Annotated in this window: 20 protein-coding genes; 12 read left to right on the top strand and 8 right to left on the bottom strand. The window is 66.1% G+C overall.

The window, feature by feature from the left end; all coding sequences use genetic code 11:
- Positions 1-6: 6 nt before the first annotated feature.
- The gene (locus tag NP3_RS27490) at positions 7-981 is read right to left on the bottom strand and encodes a M23 family metallopeptidase (RefSeq protein ID WP_063044504.1); all 975 of its coding nucleotides are present in this window, start codon (positions 979-981) and stop codon (positions 7-9) included.
- A 126-nt stretch (positions 982-1,107) separates the two neighbouring features.
- Between NP3_RS27490 and NP3_RS27485 the strand changes: the two genes are divergently transcribed.
- From NP3_RS27485 to NP3_RS27465, 5 genes are all read left to right on the top strand, one after another.
- On the top strand, positions 1,108-2,274 hold the full coding sequence (locus NP3_RS27485; RefSeq protein ID WP_157124574.1) for a pyridoxal phosphate-dependent aminotransferase: 1,167 nt from the start codon (positions 1,108-1,110) through the stop codon (positions 2,272-2,274).
- A gap of 141 nt (positions 2,275-2,415) precedes the next feature.
- The gene (locus NP3_RS27480) at positions 2,416-3,054 is read left to right on the top strand and encodes a TetR/AcrR family transcriptional regulator (protein WP_063044502.1); all 639 of its coding nucleotides are present in this window, start codon (positions 2,416-2,418) and stop codon (positions 3,052-3,054) included.
- 83 nt (positions 3,055-3,137) lie between these two features.
- Positions 3,138-4,559, top strand: coding sequence for an adenylosuccinate lyase (gene purB, locus NP3_RS27475; RefSeq protein WP_063044501.1), 1,422 nt, complete (start codon positions 3,138-3,140; stop codon positions 4,557-4,559).
- A gap of 21 nt (positions 4,560-4,580) precedes the next feature.
- The gene (locus NP3_RS27470; RefSeq protein WP_063044507.1) at positions 4,581-5,003 is read left to right on the top strand and encodes an HIT family protein; all 423 of its coding nucleotides are present in this window, start codon (positions 4,581-4,583) and stop codon (positions 5,001-5,003) included.
- Positions 5,004-5,151: 148 nt separating this feature from the next.
- Positions 5,152-6,108 carry an alpha/beta hydrolase gene (locus NP3_RS27465; RefSeq protein ID WP_063044500.1) on the top strand — a complete coding sequence of 319 codons (957 nt, stop codon included), beginning with the start codon at positions 5,152-5,154 and terminating at the stop codon, positions 6,106-6,108.
- A gap of 2 nt (positions 6,109-6,110) precedes the next feature.
- On the opposite strand, the gene NP3_RS27460 is transcribed toward NP3_RS27465, so the two are convergent.
- A complete protein-coding gene (locus tag NP3_RS27460; RefSeq protein ID WP_084509051.1) occupies positions 6,111-7,145 on the bottom strand; it encodes a DUF2330 domain-containing protein in 1,035 nt (344 codons plus the stop codon).
- Between the two features lie 42 nt (positions 7,146-7,187).
- The gene (locus NP3_RS27455) at positions 7,188-8,276 is read right to left on the bottom strand and encodes an alkene reductase (protein ID WP_063044499.1); all 1,089 of its coding nucleotides are present in this window, start codon (positions 8,274-8,276) and stop codon (positions 7,188-7,190) included.
- A gap of 187 nt (positions 8,277-8,463) precedes the next feature.
- On the opposite strand from NP3_RS27455, the gene NP3_RS27450 reads away from it, so the two are divergent.
- The gene (locus tag NP3_RS27450) at positions 8,464-8,835 is read left to right on the top strand and encodes a MerR family transcriptional regulator (RefSeq protein WP_063044498.1); all 372 of its coding nucleotides are present in this window, start codon (positions 8,464-8,466) and stop codon (positions 8,833-8,835) included.
- 10 nt (positions 8,836-8,845) lie between these two features.
- Positions 8,846-11,017, top strand: a complete 2,172-nt coding sequence (locus NP3_RS27445; protein ID WP_063044505.1) for a S9 family peptidase — start codon at positions 8,846-8,848, stop codon at positions 11,015-11,017.
- An 18-nt stretch (positions 11,018-11,035) separates the two neighbouring features.
- On the opposite strand, the gene NP3_RS47060 is transcribed toward NP3_RS27445, so the two are convergent.
- Together NP3_RS47060 and NP3_RS27440 are read right to left on the bottom strand one after the other, a co-directional pair.
- Complete coding sequence (locus NP3_RS47060) at positions 11,036-11,308, bottom strand: hypothetical protein (protein ID WP_174566267.1); 273 nt, start codon at positions 11,306-11,308, stop codon at positions 11,036-11,038.
- 16 nt (positions 11,309-11,324) lie between these two features.
- Positions 11,325-11,615 (bottom strand): hypothetical protein, encoded by a 291-nt coding sequence (locus NP3_RS27440; protein ID WP_157124573.1) that lies wholly within the window; start codon positions 11,613-11,615, stop codon positions 11,325-11,327.
- Between the two features lie 103 nt (positions 11,616-11,718).
- Here NP3_RS27440 and NP3_RS27435 point away from each other — a divergent pair, with 103 nt between their 5' ends.
- Positions 11,719-12,420: a DUF2334 domain-containing protein gene (locus tag NP3_RS27435; protein WP_063044496.1), complete on the top strand. Its 702-nt coding sequence runs from the start codon at positions 11,719-11,721 to the stop codon at positions 12,418-12,420.
- Positions 12,421-12,535: 115 nt separating this feature from the next.
- Here NP3_RS27435 and gad read toward each other — a convergent pair whose 3' ends face one another.
- Complete coding sequence (gad, locus tag NP3_RS27430; protein ID WP_063044495.1) at positions 12,536-13,948, bottom strand: glutamate decarboxylase; 1,413 nt, start codon at positions 13,946-13,948, stop codon at positions 12,536-12,538.
- Between the two features lie 232 nt (positions 13,949-14,180).
- Between gad and NP3_RS27420 the strand changes: the two genes are divergently transcribed.
- Entirely contained in the window at positions 14,181-15,545 is a 1,365-nt protein-coding gene (locus NP3_RS27420; protein ID WP_063044493.1) for a dipeptidase, read from the top strand.
- Positions 15,546-15,635: 90 nt separating this feature from the next.
- On the opposite strand, the gene NP3_RS27415 is transcribed toward NP3_RS27420, so the two are convergent.
- Complete coding sequence (locus NP3_RS27415; RefSeq protein ID WP_063044492.1) at positions 15,636-16,280, bottom strand: MBL fold metallo-hydrolase; 645 nt, start codon at positions 16,278-16,280, stop codon at positions 15,636-15,638.
- 95 nt (positions 16,281-16,375) lie between these two features.
- On the opposite strand from NP3_RS27415, the gene purS reads away from it, so the two are divergent.
- Complete coding sequence (purS, locus tag NP3_RS27410; RefSeq protein ID WP_040686358.1) at positions 16,376-16,615, top strand: phosphoribosylformylglycinamidine synthase subunit PurS; 240 nt, start codon at positions 16,376-16,378, stop codon at positions 16,613-16,615.
- Between the two features lie 67 nt (positions 16,616-16,682).
- Complete coding sequence (gene purQ / locus NP3_RS27405) at positions 16,683-17,360, top strand: phosphoribosylformylglycinamidine synthase subunit PurQ (RefSeq protein ID WP_063044491.1); 678 nt, start codon at positions 16,683-16,685, stop codon at positions 17,358-17,360.
- A 176-nt stretch (positions 17,361-17,536) separates the two neighbouring features.
- Here purQ and NP3_RS27400 read toward each other — a convergent pair whose 3' ends face one another.
- The gene (locus NP3_RS27400) at positions 17,537-18,613 is read right to left on the bottom strand and encodes a substrate-binding domain-containing protein (protein WP_063044490.1); all 1,077 of its coding nucleotides are present in this window, start codon (positions 18,611-18,613) and stop codon (positions 17,537-17,539) included.
- A 49-nt stretch (positions 18,614-18,662) separates the two neighbouring features.
- Between NP3_RS27400 and NP3_RS27395 the strand changes: the two genes are divergently transcribed.
- Entirely contained in the window at positions 18,663-19,088 is a 426-nt protein-coding gene (locus tag NP3_RS27395) for a MarR family winged helix-turn-helix transcriptional regulator (protein WP_063044489.1), read from the top strand.
- The last annotated feature ends 442 nt before the right edge of the window (positions 19,089-19,530 follow it).

Genomic DNA, 19,530 nt, shown 5'->3' with positions numbered 1-19,530 from the left:
AAAAACTCAGCCGAAGCTGAGCCCGTGCACCGCCAACCACTGCTGCGGGTCGACGTGCTGTCCGTTGACGATCACCTCGAAGTGCAGATGCGGCCCGGTGGAGTCACCGCGGTTTCCCATGCGAGCAATCTGCATACCCGCCGGAACACGCTCGCCGACCGAGACGAAGAAGTCGTACATATGGCCGTAGACGGTGATGCTGCCGTCATCGTGCCGGATCCGCACCCATAGTCCGAATCCCTGCGCGGGTCCCGCATCGATGACGGTACCGCTGGCGACGGCATAGATCGGGGTGCCGATCGGCCCCGCGATATCGATGCCGTTGTGGAAAGTGCCCCAGCGCGAACCGAATCCGGAGGTGAAGGTGCCGCGGGTCGGCAAAACCATGCCGGTGATACCGGGCAGCGCCGAACCCGTCGTGACCGGCGCGCTGCCCGCTATCCACGGCTGATACTCACCGGACACGGCCGCGGCCGCCTCGGCCTTGGCACGTTCCAGCGTTGCGCGGGCCGCCGCCGCGACCACCTCCTGCTCACGGATGCGCTCGCCGTTGGCGATGGCATTCAGATAGCGCTTCACCGACGGCGGTGTCGACTGCATCTGCTGTGGATAGGCGAAGGCGACGCGTTGCGCTTCGTCCTGGCCGGGCGTGCGATCGGTGACGCTCCAGGTGACCGAGGAATCGGCGGCCGCGAATACGGCCGTGACGCAGACGCCCGCGATCAGGATCCGGTGCTTGCGCAATAGCGCGCGATAGTCGGGTTTGGGTCGGTCCTCCCACAGCGCGTGCAGGTCGGGCGGTGGCTGCCGACGCAGCCAGACCAAGCCGTCCTTGCACTCGCCGAGCACCTCGCGCGCCCGCCCGCGCAATTCGGATTCGCGCCGTTCCCGCAACTTGGCACGCCAATCGGGGGGTATGACACCGATGCCACCCACCCCGGGTACTCGGTCCAGCCGCGCACGGCGAGCCTTGTCAAGCATTAACGCCGACCATAACCCGCGCCGCATGCCGCGAACATGACGAACCACGGGTGGGTCGCATTTCGGTCCGGCAAAAGCCGAGCATCGGCGCACACCCGACGTGCGGGACCGTCTACCGTACGTCGGGTGTCCAGAGAATCTCGCCGGTCGACCATTCCACCTTTCTACGTGATGGATGTCTGGAAAGCTGCCGCGGAACGGGCCAGGACGCACGGCGATGTGCTGGTGCTGGCGGCCGGGCAGCCCTCGACGCCCGCACCCGCCCCGGTGCTGCGCGCGACGAAGACGGCGATCGATTCCGAATTGCTCGGCTACACAGAGACATTCGGCATTCTGCCGCTGCGCGAGGCGATCGCCGAACATCACCGCGATACCTACGGATACGCCGTCGAACCCGATGATGTCGTGGTGACCACCGGCTCCTCCGGCGCGTTCACCCTCATCTTCCTGGCCGCATTCGACGCCGGGGACACCGTCGTGGTGGCCAGGCCCGGATATCCGGCCTATCGCAATTCCCTCACCGCGCTGGGATGTCGCGTGGTCGAACTCGATTGCGGTGCGGAGACCCGATTCCAGCCGACGGTCGCCATGCTCGAGGCGCTCCCGGAACCGCCCGCCGGTCTGATCGTGGCCAGTCCGGCCAACCCGACCGGCACCATGATCGATCCGGATGAGCTCGCCGCGCTGGCCCGCTGGTGCGATGCGCACGACACCCTGCTGATCTCCGACGAGATCTACCACGGCATCACCTACCAGGGCCTCAGTGGCGGCCGGACATCATCGGCCTGGGAGACCTCGCGCGAATCCGTGGTCATCGGTTCGGTCTCGAAGTACTTCTCGATGACCGGGTGGCGGCTCGGCTGGATGCTGGCGCCGAGCGGATTGCGACCCGCACTGCAGCGGCTCGCATCCAATATGACCGTGTGTCCGCCCGCGGTCTCGCAGTTCGCGGCGCTGCACGCGTTCGGCGCCGAGGCCAAGGAGGAACTCGACGGTCACGTCCGGCGCTACGCGGTGAATCGGCAACTACTGCTGGAGGGGCTGCCCAAGCTCGGCATCACCGAGCTGGCCCCGGCCGACGGCGCCTTCTACGCCTACGCCGATATCGGCCACCTCACCGACGATTCCAGGAAGTGGTGTGCCGAGGTGCTCGACCACACCGGAGTCGCCTTGGCCCCCGGAATCGATTTCGATACCGCGGCGGGGCACCGGACGGTACGGTTCTCCTTCGCCGGAGCTACCGCGGACATCGAGGCGGCACTCGTTCGGCTGGGTCACTATCTGCGTGGTTGATCATGCTGTCCGACAACAAGTTTGCACAGTTCGGCACCCTGAACGAGCAGATGCGGTAAAACAACGATGGCTGGGCTTTCACTCTTTGGGTTTCCTCTGATTTCGCACGGATGAGCTGATGATGACTGGCACGATGGCACGGTGATAACCGCGACGACCCCGAAAGGCGAACGGCGTCGCCAGGCTTTGGTAGCGGCCGCCGCCGAGTTGTTACTCGAAGGCGGATTCGATGCGGTGCGGCATCGCTCGGTCGCAACGCGCGCCGACCTTCCACTGGCGTCGACGACGTACTACTTCGAGTCGCTCGATGATCTGATCGCGCGAGCGGTCGAATTCAGCGGCAATGCGGAGCTGGACGCGATGCGGCGCCGGGTCGGCGAGGTGAGCCACCGCAGACGCGGCGCGGAGGCGACCGTCGACCTGGTGTTGGACCTGCTGGTGGGGTCGGACGGAAACGACGCCGGTGCACGCGGGCAGCTCATCGCGCGCTATGAGCGTTCGGTGGCCTCGGCGCGGCATCCGGAACTGCGGGACGTGCAGCTCCGACTAAGGGCGCAGCTGGACGAGCTGCTCGCCGATGTGCTGCGCCGCTCCGATCGGGCGGTTCGGGCGGAACAGTTGCGCAGGATGGTCGCGGTGGTCGACGGGGCCGTGGTGGCGGCGCTGAGCGAAATGGACCCGGAGCCAAGGCGAATGGCGCGCGGTGCGTTGCTCGAGGTCATCGATATTGTCGCACCCGCGACGCCGCAGCAGGTCGACAGGTTCCGGACACTAGACTGACAAGACGTGAGAGAGCGCAGCGAGCGAACCATAGGCACAGCGCCCCGGCGTACGACGGAGCCGAGCGCTAGCGAGGCGCAGTCGTGAGTCTCGTCCCGAATGTCCTCGCCACCCGATACGCCAGCCCCGAGTTGGTGCATCTCTGGTCGCCCGAGAACAAGATCGTGCTCGAGCGGCGGCTGTGGCTGGAGGTGTTGCGGGCGCAGTCCGAACTCGGCATCGATCTGCCCGCCGGTGTCATCGACGACTACGAGCGGGTCATCGATCAGGTGGATCTCGCCTCGATCGCCGAGCGTGAGCGGGTCACCCGCCACGACGTGAAGGCGCGCATCGAGGAATTCAACGCGCTGGCCGGGCACGAGCATGTGCACAAGGGCATGACCAGCCGCGATCTCACCGAGAATGTGGAGCAGCTGCAGATCAGGCTCTCGCTCGAGCATGTGCACGCGCACGGTGTCGCGGTGGCGGCACGGCTGGCCGAGCGGGCCGCCGAGTACCACGCGCGAGTGATGGCGGGCCGTTCGCACAACGTCGCCGCCCAGGCCACCACGCTCGGCAAGCGGTTCGCTTCCGCCGCCGACGAACTGCTGATCGCGCTGACCCGCCTGCGTGAGCTCATCGACCGCTACCCGCTGCGCGGTATCAAGGGCCCGATGGGCACCGCGCAGGACATGCTCGATCTGCTCGGCGGCGATTCGGCCAAGCTTGCGACGCTGGAGCAGCAGGTCGCGCGGCATCTCGGTTTCGCGAATGTGCTGACCAGTGTCGGCCAGGTGTATCCGCGCTCGCTCGATCACGATGTGCTGTCGGCGCTTGTTCAGGTAGGCGCGGGTCCGTCGTCGTTCGCGCACACCATCCGGCTGATGGCGGGCCACGAGCTGGTCACCGAGGGCTTCCAGCCCGGCCAGGTCGGCAGCTCCGCGATGCCGCACAAGATGAACACCCGCTCCTGCGAGCGCGTGAACGGGCTGCAGGTGGTGCTGCGCGGTTACGCCTCGATGGCCGCCGAACTCGCTGGCGCGCAATGGAATGAGGGCGATGTCTTCTGCTCGGTGGTGCGCCGCGTCGCGCTGCCGGACGCGTTCTTCGCCATCGACGGCATGATCGAAACCTTCCTCACCGTGCTCACCGAATTCGGCGCCTATCCGGCCGTCGTCTCCCGCGAACTCGACCGCTACCTGCCCTTCCTCGCCACCACCCGCATGCTCATCGCCGCCGTGCGCGCCGGTGTGGGCCGCGAAACCGCGCACGAGGTAATCAAGGAACACGCCGTGGCGGTCGCCCTCGCCATGCGTGAACAGGGTCGCGAACCCGACCTGCTGGACCGACTGGCCGCCGACTCCCGCTTCCCCTTGGACCGCGCCGAATTGGATGCCGCCCTGGCCGACAAGTCCGCCTTCATCGGCGCGGCTGAAGCTCAGGTTTCCGATGTGGTCGCCGCCGTCCAGAAGCTGGTGGACCAGTACCCCGACGCCGCTCGCTACACCCCCTCGCCGATCCTTTAGCGATCGGCCATAGTGATCGGCGTGAATCCGTACACGATCTTTGCCGACATTGTTGCTGGGCGGGCCGAGGCCAGCCGGGTGTACGAGGACGATGATGTGGTGGCGTTCATGGATATTCGGCCCATGACGCCGGGGCATTTACTCGTGGTGCCGAAGGTGGCGGCGCGGAGTCTGGCGGAACTGGATCCGGCGGTCGGGGGGAAGTTGTTCCAGGTGGCGCAGAAATTGGCGGGGGCGCTGCGGGACAGCGAGGTGGAGTGTGATGGCGTCAACTTCTTCTTGGCCGACGGGGTGACCGCAGGTCAGGAAGTGTTCCATGTGCACCTGCACGTCATTCCGCGGACACCGGGTGACGGGTTCGGATTGCGTGGGCGGCCGACCCGTCCGCGTCGCGCTGACCTGGACTATCTGGCGAGTTCGATCCGCGGCGCGCTCGAGCGCTGAGCCGTCGCCGGGCCGGGCGGTGACTGCCGTGAAAGTTATTACCTATCGGAAAGTTTGCCGCGGAAACGCCGGATAACAATTCTCTTCTCCAACGTCTCGACGTGAGTTACGTTGAAGGCCATTGTCATGCGGTGACGGAGGTAGGTTCGTGCGGCGAACGAAGATTGCTGTTGCGGTGCTCGCCTTTGCGACCGCACTGATGGGACCCATGCTTGTCGAGCCGGCCACGGCATCGGCCGCACGGATCGACCGGATCGATGAACTGAGCACGACGCGCTCGGCGCTGTTCATCGAATCGCCATCGATGGGGCGGATCATTCAAGTCGAGGTTCTGCACCCGGCGGGCGGCGGCTCGCATCCGTCCTTCTACCTGTTGGACGGCCTCGATCCGGGCATCAACCAGAGCACCTGGACCAATGCCACCGACGCCGAATCGTTCTTCCGGGGTAAGAACGTCAATGTGGTGCTGCCGGTCGGCGGCCAGGCAAGCTACTACACCGACTGGCAGCGCGACGATCCCAAATTCGGCCGCTACCAGTGGGAAACCTTCCTGACCGAGGAGCTGCCGCCGATCGTCGACGCCCGATACGGCAATGGCGTCAATGCCATCGGCGGTCTGTCCATGGGCGGCAATGCGGCCTTCATTCTCGCCGCCCGCCATCCCGAGTTGTACCGTGCGATCGCGGGCTACAGCGCCTGTCCCGACACGACTCTCGCCATGGGTGCGGTGATGTTCTCCATCGCCAACCGCGGCGGCAACCCGGTGAATATGTGGGGCGGTCCCGGCAGCCCGGCCTGGGCCGAACACGATGCGGCGGCGCTCGCGGATCGCTTGCGCGGCAAGACGATCTACCTCTCCACCGGCACCGGTGTACCCGGTCCGCACGAGGCCGAGGTCAAACCCCAACTGGGTGAGAACATCGTCCTCGGCGGCCCGGTCGAGGTCGGCGTGAACACCTGCGTCATTTCGTTCGAACAACGGCTGCGTTCCCTCGGCATACCGGCCGAGGTCGATTACAGCCCGACCGGAACCCACTCCTGGTCCTACTGGCAGGACACCCTGCACGCCTCCTGGCCGACCATCGGCCCGGCGATCGGAGCCTGAGGTCAGGCCCGCAGCACCCGGACGATGGCGAATACCACGACTATCGCGGCCAGGAAGGCGGTACCGAGGATGACGATGCCCGCGGGCGCGCCGAATAGTTCGACGTTCTCGGTTCGGTGGATCGTCTGGTAGACCTCCGCGTCGCTGGCATCGGCCTCGAAGGCGAAGTCGGAGCGGATATCCGCCGGGCTATCGATCGAAATCCGCAGTTCGGTCAGGTAGTCGCGGCCATTCGTCGTCACCGGCGCGAGTTCTGGATCCGATGACGCAACCCGGCCCGCGAAATCGACGTGCACGCTCTGTGCGGTGGCATCGGGATCGGAGCGTCGCACGCGATGCTCACTCAGCGCGTAAAGGTGCACGTACTGGGCCCGTTCGGCGGCACTGGACATGCGCATCGGATACACGAACCGATCCGAATCGAAGGTCAGGCGCACCGGATCTATTGCGCCGTCGAGCGGTTGGGCGCTGGTGAGGCGCATAGCGACGAAGGACCAGCCCTCGCGCAGATACGGTTCGAGGGTGCTGACGACCTCGGGGCGCATCTCGTAGCCGTTGTCGCTCAGCCACTTTCGAATGCCATCCAGGTTGCCGCCGGACAGGGTGGTCGCCTCCAGCGGGCCGAGTTGCACGCGGCCGAGGACGGTCGGGCCGCCACCGGCAGCGCTCATGGCGCCCTCGCCCGCGGCGTCGCTGGAACCCGAGCCGAACCATCGACGCTGGGTGACGACCTTGGGTGCGGTCAAGTTCGCCAGTTCGGTAAAGGTCGCGGCGGAACCGCCCGCGACGGTCGCCGGTTTCGGCGTCGGCACGAACAGCGCCGCCTGATCGGTGCCGGATTTCAGGGCGAGCCGCATGAGCACCGTCTCCCGCTGACCGTCCCAGCTGACCAGCGCCGTCTCCTCGCGCACCGACGCCGGGTGACCCGGTGGATTGGCGACCCCGCCGCAAGCACATGCGGAAGCCGGTGCGAGCGCGCCGATTCCGGCGGTGGCGAACAGCATTCCGATGACGGCCAGCAGGTGAACAGCACGCATGGCCGCGAGCCTAATGGGCTGCGCGGCCATGCGGCCGGACCATCAGGCGCACCGCGTTTCGCGCAACTCCCAGCTCGGATAGTCGCTGTACCCCGCCGCATCGCGCCCGTACAGCAACTCGTCGCGGATCGAAGCCAGCGGCAGATCGTGCGTAATCCGCTGCACCAGATCGGGATTGGCGATGAACGCGCGTCCGAACGAGACCAGGTCGGTGAGTCCTTGCCGGAGCACCGCCTCGGCCTCGATCGCGCTGGTCGGCTTGCGGTTCTCACCGATGTTCGCGATGAGCGTGCCGTGCCAGCGCGGCCGCAGATCGGCCAGGGCCGGATAGTCGTCGTTGTCGGTCAGATGCAGATAGGCCAGGTCGCGGCGATCCAACTCGGCCACCAGCGTGCGGTACAGCGGTGCCGGATCGGCCTCGTACATATTGAACTGCGGGTTGCCCGGCGACAGGCGAATAGCGGTCCGCTCCGATCCGACGGCCCCGGCGACCGCGTCGACGATGGCCAGCGGCGCACGCATGCGGTTCTCGATGGAGCCGCCGAATTCATCGGTGCGCAGATTGGTGTTATCGGCCAGGAACTGGTGCGGCAGATAGCTATTGGCACCGTGGATCTCGACACCGTCGAAGCCCGCCGCGATCGCATTGGCCGCAGCTGCCGCGAAATGCTCGACCACTGCGGCGATTTCGGCACGGCTGTACGCGCCCGGTGTGATCGGATCGGCCTTGGTGCCGTCGAGCAGATGCGGCCGATCGTCATCCAGCACCGACGACGGTCCAATGGGCCATGAGCCGTCGACCCGCGCCAGCGGATGTCCCTTCCGACCTCCGTGCATCAGTTGTGCGACGATCCGCCCGCCCGCCGCGTGCACCGCATCGGTGACTTTCCGCCAGGCATCGACATGGCGACCCGTCTGCAGGCCGGGCACCCAGGCCTCGCTCTGGCCGGTCGAATGCGGCCAGATGCCCTCGGTCACGATCAGTCCGGCCGTGGCCCGCTGCGCGTAGTAGTCGACGACATCGGCGGTCGGCGAGCCGTCCGGCTGCGAGCGCAACCGGGTCATCGGTGACATGACGATGCGGTTGGGCAGGGCCAGACCATGGTTGCGGTATTCGCTCAATAGCTGCATGGCCGTACCATAAAACCTGACATCAATGTGAGGTCAAGTAAGCTCGATATCGCAACGGCTTATCTCGGGAGCACATGGGTAACTCGTCGGGAACGCCCAGCAGCCCTTTCATGCTCGGCCGCCGGTCCGCAGCGGCGGTTCCGTTGCACTCACTTGTCGGCAAAAGGTCCGGGGAGGCGGAATAGATATGCGTATCGGTGAGCTGGCCGAGCGGACCGGGGTGAGCGTCCGGTCGCTGCGGTACTACGAGGCCAAGGGCATGCTCGGAGCCGAGCGCAGCTCCGGTGGTCAGCGCGAATATCCGGAGTCCGCGGTCGCGCGGGTGCTGCGCATACGCGAAATGTTCGCCGCGGGCATCGGCAGCGATACGGTCAGCCAGTTGCTGCCGTGTATCCATGACGAAGACGGCACACCGAACGAGCTGGCGACACCGTTCCTGGTGGACAAGCTGGCCGAGGAGCGCCGTCGCATCGATCAGGCCATGACCGATCTGCACCGGGCGGGCGAGGTACTCGACGAGATCCTCCGAGCGGCGGGCGGTGCGCAGCCCGAACAGTAGGGTGGAGCCCATGGCTCTCGACAGTGGAATCGGAACGCTCGCCGGTCCGGGTGATGTGACGGCCCCGGTCGCCAAGACGGTGCGCACCGAGCGGGTGCACCACGGCGATGTCTTCATCGATGAGTACGAATGGCTCCGCGATAAGGAAAACTCCGAGGTCATCGCCTACCTCGAGGCCGAGAACGCCTACACCGAGGCGCAGACCGCCCATCTCGGCGGACTGCGGAACAGGATCTTCGACGAGATCAAGTCGCGCACCCAGGAGACCGATCTGTCGGTGCCGACCCGGATGGGCGAGTACTGGTACTACTCGCGCAGCTTCGAGGGCAAGCAGTACGGCGTGCACTGCCGCTGTCCCATCGATGCGGCGGCCGAGGGCATCGATGCCTGGACTCCGCCGCAGCTCGAGGTCGATACCGAGATCCCCGGGGAGCAGGTGCTGCTCGACAGCAACCAGGTCGCCGAGGGGCACGACTTCTTCGCGCTCGGCGCATTCTCGATCAGCCATGACGGCAACCTGCTCGCGTACTCGGTCGATACCAGCGGTGACGAGCGCTATCTGCTGCGCTTCAAGGACCTGCGCACCGGCGAAGTGCTCGCCGACGAGATCGCGGGCACCGCACCCGGCGCGACCTGGTCGCTGGACGGCACGCACGTCTTCTATCAGACGGTCGACGCATCCTGGCGACCCGACACCGTGTGGCGGCACCGGCTCGGTACGGGCAAGGACGACGACGTCAAGGTCTTCCACGAGCCCGATGAGCGCTACTGGGTGAGCATCGGCGCGACGCGCTCGGAGAAGTACCTGATGATCTGGGTCGGCTCCAAGATCACCACCGAGGGCTGGGTGCTCGAATCCGATAATCCGGAAGGGGATTTCCGGGTCATCATTGCGCGCCGCGATGGCGTCGAATACTCTGCGGAACATGCGGTGGTCGGCGGCGAGGACCGTTTCCTGATCCTGCACAATGATGTCGTGGACGGGGTGAAGGCCGAGAACTTCGTCCTCGCCGAGGCCCCGGTATCGGATCCGTCGAATATGACGCTGCTGATCGGCCATCGTGACGATGTGCGGCTCGAGGATATCGATCCGTTCGCCAGTCATCTGGTGCTGAGCTATCGGCGCGAAGCCCTGACCCGCGTCGCCATTTGGCCGCTGACCGAATCCGGCTACGGCGAGCGGCGCGAACTCGAATTCGATCTGGAACTCTTCGCGGTCGGTTCCGGCGCCAATCCGGAGTGGGAGCAGCCGACGCTGCGCATCGGGCTGACCTCGTTCATCACGCCGATGCAGGTCTTCGACTACGTGCCCGCCACCGGTGAGCTGCTGCTGCGCAAGGAGCAGCCGGTGCTCGGCGGCTACGACGCGAACGACTATGAGCAGCACCGGGATTGGGCGATCGCCGCGGACGGCACCCGGATTCCGATCTCGCTGGTGCGGAAGAAGGGTCTGCCCGCGGGGCCGAAACCGCTGCTGCTGTACGGATACGGCTCCTACGAGGCCAGTATGGATCCGTCCTTCTCGGTATCGCGGCTTTCGCTGCTCGATCGCGGCATGGTGTTCGCGGTCGCGCATGTGCGCGGCGGCGGTGAAATGGGGCGGCTCTGGTACGAGAACGGCAAGACGCTCACCAAGAAGAACACCTTCACCGATTTCGTCTCCTGCGCAAGGCATCTCATCGATACCGGCGTAACCTCCGCGGACCGGGTGATCGCCGACGGCGGCAGTGCGGGCGGCCTGCTGGTGGGTGCGGTAGCGAACCTGGCACCCGAGTTGTTCAAGGGCATCCTGGCCAACGTGCCGTTCGTCGACCCGCTCACCTCGATCCTCGACCCGTCGCTGCCGCTCACCGTCATCGAATGGGACGAGTGGGGAAATCCATTGGCGGACAAGGACGTCTACGACTACATGAAGTCCTACGCGCCCTACGAGAACATCGAAGCCAAGGACTATCCGGCCATTCTGGCCATCACCAGCATCAACGACACCCGCGTGCTCTATGTCGAGCCCGCCAAGTGGGTCGCCAAACTGCGCGCCACCAAGACCGGCGACACACCGCTGCTGCTCAAGACCGAAATGAGCGCGGGCCACGGCGGTGTCAGCGGCCGCTACGAGAAGTGGAAGGAAGTCGCCTTCGAATACGCCTGGGTGCTCGACACCCTCGGCTTGGCCGACGCGTAGCCTCCGTGCGCGGCCGGTTCACCCCGGCCGCTCACCCGGCGGGTACCAATAGTTTGCCGAGCAGCGTCGTGAGCTGGCGGCGGTCAGCGCCGCGAAGGTGTCATCGAGGTAGGCCGGAATGGCCGCCTCCGCCTCGTGCAGCCGTTCGCGGCCCGCATCGGTGATGGTCACGGCATAGGCGCGGCGGTCGCGCTGATTGCGTTCGCGCCGTACGTAATCCGACCGCTGGCCTACACCCTCGGCACCGACTTCGAACCGGCTGTCCGGGTGCCGAGGGCGCAGGTACTGCACTGGGAGCGGTGGTAGGTCAGAGGCCGCAGGTGCGCATGTTGTCCAGGAACGTCGCACGATCGCTGTCGCGGAATTGCTCGATTCCCTGGTACGCGCCGTTCGCATCCATAATCGCGATATAGGCGTCGGCGATCTGATCCGGCGTCGCATCCGGGGTCTTGTTTCGCACCTGGTTGACGAATCCCTGTGTGGCCGTGCATGTTTCGTCTTGACTGAAGATCTGGGGATCGCCCGGATCGGCTAGGGCCGTAGCCGGTGCGAGGAGCAGGAGTGGAACTGACAGAGCGCTGAGCAGGGCTGTCTTCACGCCGGAGATCCTAGGGCAGATGTGCCGCGGGTGGAACGCAGTGTTCGTCGGCGGGTCATCCGCCCTGCACGCCGAGTACATCTGCGGCTGACACCGTAAGGCCATGAACGCTGAGCTGATCGTGTCGATTTCCGGGATCCGGGACACCACGCGGGACGCGGCTATCGAGTTCGCGGCCGAAATGGATCGCCGCGATGTGCGGCTTTCGCTGCTGGTCGCGCCCCGGTTGAAGGGTGGCTACCGGCTGCTGGAAGATCCGGCGACGCAGTCGTGGCTGCGCGGTCGGCGGGCCCGCGGCGATGCGATCGTGCTGCACGGCTACGACCAGGCGGCGACCAAGCGCCGCCGAGCCGAATTCGCCACGCTGCCCCGGCACGAGGCGCGCTTGCGGCTGACCGCGGCGGATCGGGTGCTCGAGCAGGTGGAACTGCGCACCCGGCTGTTCGCGGCCCCGCGCTGGGATGCCTCGGCGGGCGCCATCGAGGCGCTGCCCGAGGCTGGTTTCCGGCTCGCGCTCGGGTTGACCTCGATTCTCGATCTCGAGCGCAATATCGCCCAGAAGGCGCGGGTCTATGGCATGGGCGAGGGTTTCCGCGCCGAGCCGTGGTGGTGTCGCGCGCTGGTGCTCGGCGCGGCCAGGACCGCGCGTCGCGGCGGTGTGCTGCGGCTGGCCGTTTCCGCCGCTCAGCTCGGCCGTTCCGGTCCGCGGCAGGCGATGCTCGACGCGGTCGATCTCGCTTTGTTCCACGGCGCGGCCAGCGACGTGTACCGCTGGGAGCCGTTCGCCGCCGTCAAGGCGGCCTGATCGGGTCCGCCGGAAGCCGTGCAGGGGTGTGGTCGGCACCGCCCGCACGAGGCGCCGCCGCCCGTAATGGCGTGACCGGGCGGCGGCGCGCGGCGTAATCGATGCTGCGCCAGCGCTATTCGCGGCTCGGTCGGACGGGTTTGGCCTGCTCGCTCGGTACCGCCGCGGTCGCGTTATGCGTGAATCCGCCCGCTTCCTCTCGGGTGAGCGGTTTGGCTTGTGGATGCTTTTCCAGTTGCGCCATACTGCGCGCGATATCGGCGAGCAGTAGGTCGGCCATATCGATGCTGAACCCGTGCCGGACCAGTGCGCGCATGATCGTCTCGTTCTCGCGGTCGGCGGGCAGCGGATACGCGGCGATCAGCCAACCCCTGGTCCGCAGCCGATCCGACAATTCGTAGAGATTGAAGCCGACATTTTCGGTCAGCCGCCACGACACCGCCGCGATGCCCCGATGTGGATCGCCGCCGTGGATCATCTCGAACGGCCCGAGTTTCAGCAGGCCATCGGCCAGATGCTGGGCGACGTGGTAGAGCTGGGACTGCAGGCGGGCGTATCCGGTGCGGCCGAGCCGGATGAATTCGTAGTACGAGGTGATCACCTGCCCGCCGGGGCGGGAGAAGTTGAGATTGAAGGTGGCCATGCTGCCGCCGAGGTAGTCCACATTGAAGATCAGCTCTTCGGGTAGATCGGCGGCCTCACGCCAGATCGCCCAGCCCGATCCGAGCGGCGCTAGCCCGGTCTTGTGGCCGGAGGCATTGATCGATTTGACCCGCGGCAGCCGGAAATCCCAGATCAGATCCGGCGCGGTGAACGGCGCGAGGAAGCCGCCGCTGGCGGCGTCGACATGGATGGGGATATCCAGGCCGCTGACCTCCTGCAGCCGGTCCAGCGCCTTGCTGATCTCGGCGACATCCTCGAACAGGCCGGTGTAGGTCTGCCCGAAGGTCGGCACCACCATGATGGTGCGCGCATCGCAGTAGGCGGATACGTCGTCGGGATGCATGGTCAGCCGGTCCCCGCGCAGCGGAATCTGCCGTATCTCCACATCGAAATAGCGCGCGAACTTTTCCCAGCACACCTGCACCGGGCCGCAGACGAAATTCGGGGTTCCGGTGCCGCCACGCTTGCGCCAGCGGAATTTGGCGGCCAGACCGCCGAGCATCGCCGCCTCGCTCGAGCCGGTGGTGGAGGTGCCGTGCGTGCCCGCCGGATCCGGCGCATGCCACAGATCGGCGACCATCCGCACGCACCGGCGCTCCAATTCGGCGGTCTGCGGGTATTCGTCCTTGTCGACGATGTTCTTGTCCAGGGATTCGTTCATCAGCCTGCGCGCCTGATCGTCCACCCAGGTGGTGCAGAACGTCGCCAGATTCATCCGGGAGACGCCGTCGAGCATCAGCTCGTCGTGCACGATCTCGTAGGCGACCTGCGGGAACAACTCGTTGATCGGAAATCCGGCCTTCGGCGCCGACCGGCGCAGGCCCGGCAGGGCGAATAGGTCGTCGGGCTCCAGTCCTTCTGTCATCGAACCGCCTCCGAATATGGATCGCGTGATGTTTGCGAAAACAGTGGCAACCAGCGTCGACGTTTCAGCATGTCACAGCGGCGACCGGATTTTCGGTGTTCCGAACCGGACGACACAGACCGATCGGTCGGCTGAGTTCTCCGTATGTGCCGAGCGGTTCATGCCAGAGTGTGCGGGCGGCGCGCGGTCGGCCGCCTCTGTGCCGGATCGGATCTGAAATGAGGTTTCGCAGATGATCGACGACTCCCGCATCGCGGCGCTGCGCCAGCGGGTGGCCGCGCTGATGCCGCAGGCGAAAACCGATCTCACCCAACTGGTTTCGTTCAAGTCGGTGGCCGATCCCCGACAGTTCCCGCTGGAGGAATGCGACCGGACCGCGCAGTGGGTGGCCGACGCATTCGCCGGGGCGGGCCTTACCAAGGTGGGTCTGCACGAAACTCCCGATGGCAGTAAGGCGGTCATCGCCTCGCGTCCCGCGCCGAACGGTGCGCCGACGGTATTGCTCTACTGCCACTACGACGTGCAGCCGCCGCTCGACGACGATGCCTGGCGCACCCCGGTCTGGGAGCTGACCGAGAAGGACGGCCGCTGGTACGGGCGCGGCAGCGCAGACTGCAAGGGCAATATCGTGATGCATCTGACCGCGCTGCGGGCCCTCGGCGCGGAACTGCCGCTCGGGGTGACGCTGGTCGCGGAGGGTTCCGAGGAGCAGGGCACCGGCGGACTCGAACAATTCGTCGCAGCCAATCCGGATCTTCTACGCGCGGATGCGATCCTGATCGGCGACTGCGGCAATTTCGCGATCGGGGTGCCGACCTTGACCGAGACCCTGCGCGGCAGTGTGAACGTTGTCGTCACCATCGAAACCCTTGCCGGGCCAATGCATTCCGGCATGTTCGGCGGTCCCGCCCCCGATGCGCTCGCCGCGCTCGTCCACCTGCTCGCCTCCCTGCGCGACGAACACGGCAACACCACGGTGGCCGGACTGCCCAATTATCAGAGCTGGACCGGGGTGCAGTACTCGGAGGACCAATTCCGCGCGGACGCAGGCGTACTCGGCGGCGTCGAACTCATCGGTGACGGCACCGTCGCCGATATGCTCTGGGCGCGACCGGCTTTGACGGTGCTCGGCATCGACGCGCCGAAGGTGGTCGGCTCGGCGGCGGCCATCCAGCCCGCCGCGCGAGCCCGGCTCAACCTGCGCATTCCACCGGGCACCGATCCCGACCAGGCGCTGGAACTGCTGACCGCACACCTGCGTGCGCATACGCCGTGGCGCGCAAAACTCTCCGTGGAAACCGAGTCGACCGGCGCACCGTTCCGATCGGCCAGCGGCGGTCCCGCCCGCACCGCCATGGAAGCCGCACTCACCGCCTCATACGGCCGCCCGACCACCACCCAGGGCCAGGGCGGCTCGATCCCGCTGTGCAACGTCTTCGCCGATACCTACCCGCACGCCGAGATCATGCTGCTTGGCGTCGAAGAGCCCAAATGCTTGATCCACGCCCCCAACGAAAGCGTCGACCCATCCGAAATCGAACACATGGCCCTCGCCGAGGCACTCTTCCTCACCGCCTACGCCGAACAGGTCCGCTGAGCGGGCGTTGGACACCCGATCACCATGCATCCGTGGCGGACCCTCTCGACATTCGCCGCCAGTGATACATGGTGATCAGCAGTCCAGGAGTTAGAGGTCGCGCTGGGCCTCAGGAGGGATGACGGTGAATTCTGTGGTGGTGGGGCCCATTTCGGCTAGGCGGCCGAAGTAGATGCCTTGGGCTTCGGGTTGGATGATGCCGAAGTGGATGGGAAAGGCCGTGCGCGGGGCGACCGCGCGCAGGTAGTCGACGGCCTCGCTGATGCGCATCCACGGTGCGGATGCTGGTATCGCGAGGACACCGACCGGTACCGGTGGCACCCAGAGCGAGTCGCCGGGGTGCACGAGTTGGGCAGGGTCGTCCGGGGTGCCGAGTTGGAAGACGGTGTTGTCGATCACCGGGATCTCGGGGTGGATGACCGCATGCCTGCCGCCGCCTCCGGTGATCTGGAGATCGCCGAGGGTGATCACATTGCCCGCGTGTACCGGCTCCCACGGCTCGCCGCGCTGCTGTGCGGTCTGTGGATCGCTGAACAGGCGCGCGTTCGGGTTGTTGTCGAGCAGCGCCTCGATTCGGCTCGGATCGATATGGTCGGGATGCTGGTGGGTGACGGCGATGGCGTCCAAGCCGGTAATGCCCTCGAAGCCGTGCGAGAAGGTGCCCGGATCGAACAGCACCTTCTTGCCGTGCAATTCGACGAGGATGCAGGAGTGGCCGAAGTGGGCTATGCGCATGGGGCCATGCTATTCGACTCGACCCCGACCGTAGCTCGGACAAGCTGGACAACTACGCTGCTCAGGTAACCCCAACACCACCTGAGGAGCAACGCGTGGCACGAGTCGTGGTCGAGGTGATGCCGAAGGCCGAGATCCTGGATCCGCAGGGTCAGGCCATCGCCGGCGCGCTCCCGCGCCTGGGATTCGCCGGAGTGTCGGATGTGCGGCAGGGCAAGCGATTCGAACTCGATGTCGACGACAGTGTCAGCGACGCGGAGCTCGAACAGATCGCCGAGGCGCTGCTCGCCAACACCGTGATCGAGGACTGGAAGGTCGTGCGGGTCTCGGCATGAGCGAGCGAATCAAAAACACAGCCGCCCTGGCGGGTATGACGGAGCCGAGCGCCAGCGAGGCGCAGTCATGACCGCCAGGATCGGGGTCATTACTTTTCCGGGCACGCTCGACGATGTCGACGCCGCTCGGGCGGTGAAACTGGCGGGCGCCGAGGCGGTCAGCCTGTGGCATGCCGATGCCGATCTGAAGCAGGTCGACGCGGTGGTCGTGCCCGGCGGCTTCTCCTACGGTGACTACCTGCGTGCAGGTGCCATCGCCCGGTTCGCCCCAGTGATGGGTGAGGTCGTCAAGGCCGCGGGTAAGGGTCTGCCGATCCTGGGCATCTGCAACGGTTTCCAGGTGCTGTGCGAGGCGGGTCTGCTGCCCGGTGCGCTGACCCGCAACGAGGGTCTGCACTTCGTCTGCCGTGACGAATGGCTGCGCGTCGAAACCGCGAACACCGCTTGGACCTCGCGCTTCGAGCCCGGCGCCCAGATCCTCATCCCGGTCAAGAACGCCGAGGGTCGCTACCAGGCGTCGGAGAGCGTGCTCGATGAACTCGAGGGCGAGGGCCGGGTGGTCTTCCGTTACGCGGGCGACAATCCGAACGGCTCCCAGCGCGATATCGCAGGCATTTCCTCGGCCGATGGCCGGATCGTCGGCCTGATGCCACATCCCGAACACGCCACCGAGCCGCTGACCGGCCCGAGCGACGACGGCCTCGGCCTGTTCCTCTCGGTACTCGACACCCTGGTCGCTGTGTAGTTGGCCGCGGCTCTGGCGCGGCGTGTTCGCGGCCGACCCTTTCGAGCGACCTGCGAGCAAGTCGCTTAGCGGCGCGGCCGAGACTCGCGACTTCGTCGCATGCGCTTCGGCCACTCGGCCGCGAACTCCTCGCTCGTAAGACTCGCTCCGTGGTGGTCACCGCGTGGGGTAAGCACTCAGGTGATCCGGGCGATGATGTCGAAGTCGACGCCGTCGGCCAGCGCGATATAGCCGTGCTGTTGGGCCTGGTTTCCGATGAATCTTCGGGAACCGCCAGGGGTTTCGAGTTGTACGCCTTGATCGAGGGCCGCGTGCACGTCGGGAACGGCCAGTGATCCGACCGTCTCGCCGATCGCGCGCAGGGTGTGGATCGCCTCGTAGCTCATATTGCTGAAGCTGGTCAGTGCGGGTGCGAAGGTGCCGTGTAGGCGGCGGTAGCGAGTCAGTCGGTCGCGGCCGTCGTCGGTGTCCGGGTCCACGAAGAAGCTCGATGCCACGTAGAAGTTGTGGTTGGCGTCGGGGCCGCCGGTCAGCAGGACGTTCTCGTCGGCGGCCGGGCTGATGCGCAGCAGCGTGTCGGCGCGTCCGGTGGCGGCGAACTGCTGGTTGAAGCGAGAGACATCCGCCCCGACCATCAGGATGATGACGGCGTCGGCTTGGTCCAACGCAGGATCCCGCAGGAATTCACCGAAGTCCGGTGCGCCGAGCGGTACGAATCGCTCCAGCACGATGGCACTCGGATCGGCCAGACTGCGGCGCACCGCCTTGGCCGATTCGCGCGGCCAGATGTAGTCGTTGCCGATGATCGCCCAGCGGCGCACACCGTGTTCGCGCTCGAGCCAGTGCACGGCGGGCAGGGTCTGACCCGCCGGATGTTCCCCGAGCATCAGCACCCCGGGTAGCTCATTGGTGAGGCCCTCGTGTCCGGTGGCGAAAAGATAGGGCACCCGGCTGGCATTAGCCCGCGCGACGGCCAATCGCACCGCCGAGGTGTGCCAGCCGGTGATCGCGTGCACCATCCCGGTGGCGAGCAGCGCGGAAACCTCATCGGCGACCTCACGCGGATTCCGGCCGCCATCGATATTCGTAGTACGAATTTCGCGGCCGAGAAAACCGGTCCCAGCATTGATTTCGTCGACCGCGAGGGAAATCGCCGCATCGCACGACGCCGCGACGATACCGCCCGGTCCCTGCATCGGGACTATGTTCAGGATCTCGACCGTGCCGTCTGGGCTCTCGCCGAACGCTGACATTCGGTACTCTTCTTCTCGTTCGAGCGAAATTCATGGCAGGCAGGAAATAATGACGACCATTGTAAGCGGATATTCCACGCTGCATGGTGCGCTGCGTGCCGCGGAACGGCGTTGGCTGGATCACCTCGACGCCGCCCTGTGCGCCAGGCAACTGACAGCCGACCAATGGTCGATGCTGTCGAATCTGTCCACCGGGTTCGGGGTCACCATGAGTGAGCTCGCGGCCAGGTCGCAGCTACCGCCGTCCTCGGCGACCAGGCACGCCGACGCGCTCGCCGAACGCGGCCTGATCTTCCGGGTGGCCGCCGAGGACGACCGCCGCCGCATCCTGATCGGCCTGAGCAGGCTCGGTTCGGATCTGGTCGACGCGGTGCGCGCCGAGGAGGAGCGTGCGGAGCAGGAGTTGCGTTCGCGTATCGGTGCTCGGCGTTATGCGGAGCTCATGCGATTGCTCGAACTCGTTTCCGCGCAGTAGTTCAAATCGGTACAGCCTGAGTCGTCGGATGAATTAGTCCTATGAATTTTGGATGCGCTGGTGTGAGCGCGCAATTCACCATTCCTTGGGTTATGTTCCGAATAGACCTCATTATGCTGCCGCAATAATCGAGGTGTACGAGGAGACCGAGTAGTAGGCCGCCGCGGTGATTCCCCGCGACGAAACCGCGGACTTCGCCGAGGCCTGCACCGCAACGAGGTGTGCTTCGACCGTGAGCACTTCGGTCCGTACGAGTTGTCGAACCGGGGTATGAGCCGTGCGCCCGGTGCACACGGGATAGTGGACTGCCCGCTCGATCTCTGTCGAACCCGGATCAACGATCCGCTGCGAGGCGCAGGGGCACCTGCGGATCTGATCGAGACGGATCCTGAGGTCTGCGCGAGGTCTGCATAGGATCGCAGGCATGCCCGTTTCCACCACC

The sequence above is a fragment of the Nocardia pseudovaccinii NBRC 100343 genome (genome assembly GCF_001613225.1).
In the GTDB taxonomy this organism is placed as follows: Bacteria; Actinomycetota; Actinomycetes; order Mycobacteriales; family Mycobacteriaceae; genus Nocardia; species Nocardia pseudovaccinii.
Note: the sequence above shows the minus strand (reverse complement) of the source record. Positions and strands in the feature narration are given on the sequence as shown.

What these genes read in the sequence shown, in the direction of transcription:
- NP3_RS27455 (WP_063044499.1), bottom strand. Translation starts at nt 8,276, where the DNA reads ATGCAGCTATTGAGCGAATACCGCAACCATGGTCTGGCCCTGCCCAAC.
- NP3_RS27435 (WP_063044496.1), top strand. Translation starts at nt 11,719, where the DNA reads ATGAACGCTGAGCTGATCGTGTCGATTTCCGGGATCCGGGACACCACG.
- NP3_RS27460 (WP_084509051.1), bottom strand. Translation starts at nt 7,145, where the DNA reads ATGCGTGCTGTTCACCTGCTGGCCGTCATCGGAATGCTGTTCGCCACC.
- NP3_RS27445 (WP_063044505.1), top strand. Translation starts at nt 8,846, where the DNA reads ATGGCTCTCGACAGTGGAATCGGAACGCTCGCCGGTCCGGGTGATGTG.
- purQ (WP_063044491.1), top strand. Translation starts at nt 16,683, where the DNA reads ATGACCGCCAGGATCGGGGTCATTACTTTTCCGGGCACGCTCGACGAT.
- NP3_RS27415 (WP_063044492.1), bottom strand. Translation starts at nt 16,280, where the DNA reads ATGCGCATAGCCCACTTCGGCCACTCCTGCATCCTCGTCGAATTGCAC.
- NP3_RS27490 (WP_063044504.1), bottom strand. Translation starts at nt 981, where the DNA reads ATGCTTGACAAGGCTCGCCGTGCGCGGCTGGACCGAGTACCCGGGGTG.
- gad (WP_063044495.1), bottom strand. Translation starts at nt 13,948, where the DNA reads ATGACAGAAGGACTGGAGCCCGACGACCTATTCGCCCTGCCGGGCCTG.
- NP3_RS27420 (WP_063044493.1), top strand. Translation starts at nt 14,181, where the DNA reads ATGATCGACGACTCCCGCATCGCGGCGCTGCGCCAGCGGGTGGCCGCG.
- NP3_RS27395 (WP_063044489.1), top strand. Translation starts at nt 18,663, where the DNA reads ATGACGACCATTGTAAGCGGATATTCCACGCTGCATGGTGCGCTGCGT.
- NP3_RS27450 (WP_063044498.1), top strand. Translation starts at nt 8,464, where the DNA reads ATGCGTATCGGTGAGCTGGCCGAGCGGACCGGGGTGAGCGTCCGGTCG.
- NP3_RS27400 (WP_063044490.1), bottom strand. Translation starts at nt 18,613, where the DNA reads ATGTCAGCGTTCGGCGAGAGCCCAGACGGCACGGTCGAGATCCTGAAC.